Genomic DNA, 4,986 nt, shown 5'->3' on the forward strand with positions numbered 1-4,986 from the left:
GCGGCCATTGTAAAGTATGGTTACATCGTTGGGTATGGTTTTGCCCTCCAGCTTTACACGTAAAGTAAAATCTTCGTCCTGGAAAGCCTGCAAAGTATTGTTTTGTACCGCAAACGTAAAAGGCGCTGCCGGGGCATAATGTGTTTTGTAGTGAATAATGCGCTCCGTACCTTGTACAAACAAGCTGGGGTAAACCAAGGCAATACCCAACATTATTGCCATAGGCACCAGCACGTATTTTAATAAAGGTTTATTTTCGGTCAGGCGTATGCTTTCGGCAAAATGATAAACCGATAATTGTTGTGATTTCTGGTTGATGCTGGCCAGAATCAAATCGTTTTGGCCACCCGCTACCTGCAACTGAATAGCATTTAAAAGTTTGTCTTTGATATCGGGGTAATAATTACCTACCTGCCGGGCCGCCTGCTCGTCGGTAAGCAGCCGGCGTAAGTTGGTAAATGCGGCCAGGGGCGTAAATATCCAGCGCAAAAAGGCATACAGGCACAATCCTAAAAAGGAGAAAAATAAGAATGCCCGCACATAATACGGAAAATAGAAAAAGTACTCGAGCAGGTTATACAGTAAGAAGAAGGTTAGAATTAACCCTCCCGATAATATTAACCCTTTAATCAATAAGTTGAGGTAAAACTTTTTCTTAAATTCCTGCAGTTGGTGCAGTACCGACTGCATGGCTGAATATTGAGCTGCCATAATAATTATGAGTATAGGTAGGCAATCGGGTTAAAATACTTAGTTAAAGTAAATATAAATTTAGGATTAAGATACTTAAAATAAGGATTTATATCGATAATTTAAACAGTATACTATAAAACGTTATTAAGCAGGTAAATGATATACTTATTTTTAATCAATTTCTATTAAAACCGGGCAGTGGTCAGAATGTTTGGCTTCCGGTAAAATAGCTGCCCGCTTTAGCTTGTTTTCCAGGTTTTGGGTTAAAATGGCATAATCTATCCGCCAGCCTAAATTTTTACCCCGGGCCCCGGCGCGGTAGCTCCACCAAGTGTAGTTATGCGGTTCGGTATTTAAATGCCTGAAAGAATCGATGTAGCCGTGCGACAGAAAATGCGTAAACCAACTCCGTTCTTCGGGTAAAAAGCCGGAGCTGTTGGCATTGCTCTTTGGATTATGAATATCGATGGCCTGGTGGCAAATATTATAATCGCCGCAAATAACCAAACCAGGTACTTGTTCTCTTACTTCCTGTACGTACTGCAGAAAGAAATCTAACCAGCGCATTTTAAAAGCTTGCCGCAAGTCGCCGCTAGAACCAGAAGGCATGTACACGTTCAGAACCGAATATTCAGGGAAATCGACCCGCAGCACGCGGCCTTCGCAATCGTAGAGTTCGGTACCGCAGCCTACTTTTACCGCCAGCGGTTTAACTTTGGTAAAAACGGCAACGCCACTGTAGCCTTTTTTAATGGCCGGGTGCAGGTATGCGTGGTAACCTAAAGCTGCAAAAGCTTCTTTATCCAGGTTGGCTTCGTCGCATTTTATTTCCTGTAAACACAAAACATCGGGGTCAGCTGCTTTTACCCAATCTAACAAGCCTTTGCTAATAGCCGACCGGATGCCGTTAACGTTGTAGCTAATAATTTTCATTTATTCTTCGCGCTCAAAATATTCTAAGATATGCCATTTCAGCATTTTTTCCTGCTCCTTTAAATTCGCCGAGGGAATTTGCTTTAACGTTTTATAATGGGGCCAGCCGTCTTCGTCGCGGCCGGAAAACTCGTAATAGCCCGACAGGCTAAACAACTTGCAGGTGGCAATATGCATCAGGTCCTGTTTTTCTTCTTTGGTAAACTCGGTAATGCCTTTGCCCAGTTCCTGCACGCCAATTAAAAACAAAATGCCGTTCAGGTGCAGTTGCTTGCCAAATTGTACCCGCAATTTGCGCAGCAATTCCAGCCAGCGGTTTTCAAAACTTTCGTCAGATTCAAATACCATAAAAAATTAAGCGGTTTTAAGTTCTTCCCAGTATTCTACTGCCCGTCGGAAATGCGGTATTACAATAGAACCGCCAATCAGGTTGGCAATAGCAAAAACTTCGTAAATTTCTTCGTCGGTAAGGCCGCACTCGTGGCACTTGCCCAAATGGTATTTTATGCAATCATCGCAGCGTAACACCATGGAGCAGGCCAAACCCAGCATTTCTTTTGTTTTTACATCCAGTGCACCTTCCTGGTAAGCATTGGTATCGAGGTTAAAAAAACGTTTTATAACTTTATTATCGGCTGCCATAATTTTTTCGTTCATCCGGCTCCGATATTCGTTAAACTCCTGTACCTGATTCATATATAAAAAAGTATTAAGATTTAAGTTGTATAGCTATACAAAGTTACTACTAAGTTACCGAAAGCACCTATGCCTGCTGGTTTAAAAAATATCTTTTCCGATTTTGTGACTTTACTTTTCCCGGAATATTGCTATGCCTGCGAAAGAGCACTGGTCCGCGGCGAAAGTATGGTTTGCACCAAATGCCGGTTAAAGCTGCCTTATACCCAAGTACATTTAGCGGAGCCCGAACATAATATTTTAGCCAGGCGGTTCTTCGGGAAAGTGCCGGTACAACATACCTTGGCTTTTTTGTATTTTAACCGTGCCGGCCGGGTACAACGTTTACTCCACGCCCTTAAATACAAAGGCGTGCAGGAAATAGGCGAAACCTTGGGTACCTGGTATGGACACCAATTACAGGAAGCCGGTTTTGACCAAGCTTTTGACGTGATTGTAACGGTGCCGCTGCATGCGCGCAAATACCGCCAGCGGGGTTATAATCAAGCCGATAGTTTTGCCAAAGGTTTAGCTAGGGCTTTGGGTTTGCCGTGGTCGGGCCAAGCGCTTAAACGTACCCAGTATACGTCTTCGCAAACCCACAAAACCCGCCCCGAGCGGTGGGCCAACGTAGAGCACGTATTCCGGGTACAGAAACCCCAATTAATTTCAGAAAAGCGGGTGTTGCTGGTGGATGATGTAATTACAACCGGGGCTACTTTAGAAGCTTGTGCCCTCACGCTTTTAAAAGCTGGTTGTAAAGAGGTGAGTGTATGTGCTATTGCTGCGGCATAACTTGTAAGGTAAGTTTTGAAAGGGAATTTTAATATTTGTTAGAAGCCTATTTATTTAAAATAGAAGTACCATTTATTATCCGGTTTTTAGATTAGATAATTTATTCTAAAATTTATATATTGTTGTTTCTCTACAGCCTTGATGTAGGGAATAATCAATATAAAGGTGCTATTCTGGAGTAGAGCTTACTAATTTTTAATATTGTATATACTTAACTAGCTAAATAAACAAAGTTTAGGGTATAAGATACAAGTTAGACATAATCAGTATTTTATCTGTAAGAAGCACCTGTAGATATAGGAAATATAAACGTAATTATTACGTATACATAATAGTTACCAGTAATTTAATGAGCAGAAGAGAAAGACGACAAAATACCAGAGAAAGGCAAAAAGCGGATTCTAAAAAAGACAAATTCGAACCTCTTCCCAAAAGTGTAAGAATTTCCCTTATCGTTGTTTCCCTAACGGCTATCCTCTCTTTCCTGTATCTTGCTTTACGGGATAATTCAATTCCTTACAATCAATTAGAAACAATTAGTGTAACTCTTGAGAAAACTCCGGAATACGACGAATATAAAATCAAATCAACTACTTACCGAGATATTATCCTGACTACGAAAGAATATCAACGAGAATTCAAAATAACTGCCATGACCTACAAATCGACAGACCATGACGCTTTTAAATCTTCTATTTCTGCAGGCGACAAAGTAGACATAAAGGTGAAGAAGTCGGAACTTGACGACTTAAACAAAGACACTTTTTGGAATAACTATAATGATGTTTATGGCTTAAGTAAAGATGGGACTAGCTATATTGATATAGACCTTAGAACAGAGCTAACAGACCAGGATAGTAAATGGTCTTACTTTTTTGTAATAATTGGCTTAGTGATGCTGCCTTATGGATTTTTAAAGGGCAAGCCGCTAATTAGCTTGGACAAGGCCATTACAATAGTGGCGACTATAGGACTCATAACTCTTTTAATAGTTAATCAATTATAAAAAACTACTGGTAACAACACCTAAAAAGCATTAAAACGCTTTTTAGCCAAGTGCGTTGGCGGAATTTATCAGGTTGAAAAACGCATTATAAAGTATGTTACTTAGGCAAATCATATTTTTATCACTCGTTTCACTGATAATTGGCTGGATTATAGGGAGACGCGGAAATCAATTATATAAAAATTGGAAAAAATCAGAGGCAATAATTATAAAGAACATTTATATTCCCAGTGAATTAGCATTATTTCAGCCAAATAATCCCGATGATGATGAAAACGGTACTTACTACGCAGTAATTGAATTCAAAACTGATAACAACCAAACTATAACTAAACAGGTGGATATTGGAGGATATCCACCTAGAGAAGTTGGGGAGAGAATGAAAGTAATTTATGAACCTAGCCGTCCAATTAACTTCATTACCTATCCTAATATATTATTAAAAATTTTTCCAAGGCTTTTGGTGGCAATCGGACTAATTGGATTAATAGTTAGTATCGTTGAATATCTTGGAGTTATTTCGATAATTCCAGACTAAACAAACTTCCGCCAACAAAGTGCATAAGCCATGCTACGGCCGACGGCCTTGCACGCCTCATGCACGAGGCCGTTGTGGTGCATTATAAATATGAAAAGAATACTTCTATGGCTATCGGTTTTCGGATTGCTTAGTTGCTCCACAGAACAGCCAAAAGAAAACAATACTGAAAAGCATAATGCGGTTCTTAAACAAGAAGTCTTTTCTGTACAGGATACGACCAACAGTCCATCAGCTGAAAAGTTAGAAGCTTCTCCTCAAGAAACAGATGAGGCTCGACAGCTTAAAGACATAGCGACCTCTTTCCACCGCTGGTATATCAAGAATGTAAACAATCCAGACCCCA

The 4,986-nt window shown here is 40.2% G+C and carries 7 protein-coding genes and 1 pseudogene; 4 read left to right on the top strand and 4 right to left on the bottom strand.

Annotated elements, in window-relative coordinates; all coding sequences use genetic code 11:
* The 4 genes and pseudogenes from ACO1R6_RS06185 to ACO1R6_RS06200 form a co-directional block, all read right to left on the bottom strand.
* Positions 1-711: pseudogene (locus ACO1R6_RS06185) on the bottom strand (DUF4175 family protein); the annotation flags it as partial.
* Positions 712-864: 153 nt separating this feature from the next.
* Positions 865-1,626, bottom strand: coding sequence for an exodeoxyribonuclease III (locus tag ACO1R6_RS06190; protein ID WP_486263116.1), 762 nt, complete (start codon positions 1,624-1,626; stop codon positions 865-867).
* Positions 1,627-1,974, bottom strand: coding sequence for a hypothetical protein (locus tag ACO1R6_RS06195; RefSeq protein ID WP_486263117.1), 348 nt, complete (start codon positions 1,972-1,974; stop codon positions 1,627-1,629).
* A gap of 6 nt (positions 1,975-1,980) precedes the next feature.
* Complete coding sequence (locus ACO1R6_RS06200) at positions 1,981-2,322, bottom strand: carboxymuconolactone decarboxylase family protein (RefSeq protein WP_486263118.1); 342 nt, start codon at positions 2,320-2,322, stop codon at positions 1,981-1,983.
* 69 nt (positions 2,323-2,391) lie between these two features.
* Between ACO1R6_RS06200 and ACO1R6_RS06205 the strand changes: the two genes are divergently transcribed.
* The 4 genes from ACO1R6_RS06205 to ACO1R6_RS06220 form a co-directional block, all read left to right on the top strand.
* A complete protein-coding gene (locus ACO1R6_RS06205; RefSeq protein ID WP_486263120.1) occupies positions 2,392-3,096 on the top strand; it encodes a ComF family protein in 705 nt (234 codons plus the stop codon).
* A gap of 349 nt (positions 3,097-3,445) precedes the next feature.
* Positions 3,446-4,102 carry a hypothetical protein gene (locus ACO1R6_RS06210; RefSeq protein ID WP_486263121.1) on the top strand — a complete coding sequence of 219 codons (657 nt, stop codon included), beginning with the start codon at positions 3,446-3,448 and terminating at the stop codon, positions 4,100-4,102.
* Between the two features lie 94 nt (positions 4,103-4,196).
* Complete coding sequence (locus ACO1R6_RS06215; protein WP_486263122.1) at positions 4,197-4,640, top strand: DUF3592 domain-containing protein; 444 nt, start codon at positions 4,197-4,199, stop codon at positions 4,638-4,640.
* Positions 4,641-4,730: 90 nt separating this feature from the next.
* Positions 4,731-4,986: hypothetical protein (locus tag ACO1R6_RS06220; protein WP_486263123.1), on the top strand; the 256-nt coding region annotated here is incomplete at its 3' end.

This window comes from Adhaeribacter sp. (assembly GCF_057359045.1).

What these genes read in the sequence shown, in the direction of transcription:
- ACO1R6_RS06190 (WP_486263116.1), bottom strand. Translation starts at nt 1,626, where the DNA reads ATGAAAATTATTAGCTACAACGTTAACGGCATCCGGTCGGCTATTAGC.
- ACO1R6_RS06215 (WP_486263122.1), top strand. Translation starts at nt 4,197, where the DNA reads ATGTTACTTAGGCAAATCATATTTTTATCACTCGTTTCACTGATAATT.
- ACO1R6_RS06210 (WP_486263121.1), top strand. Translation starts at nt 3,446, where the DNA reads ATGAGCAGAAGAGAAAGACGACAAAATACCAGAGAAAGGCAAAAAGCG.
- ACO1R6_RS06205 (WP_486263120.1), top strand. Translation starts at nt 2,392, where the DNA reads ATGCCTGCTGGTTTAAAAAATATCTTTTCCGATTTTGTGACTTTACTT.
- ACO1R6_RS06195 (WP_486263117.1), bottom strand. Translation starts at nt 1,974, where the DNA reads ATGGTATTTGAATCTGACGAAAGTTTTGAAAACCGCTGGCTGGAATTG.
- ACO1R6_RS06200 (WP_486263118.1), bottom strand. Translation starts at nt 2,322, where the DNA reads ATGAATCAGGTACAGGAGTTTAACGAATATCGGAGCCGGATGAACGAA.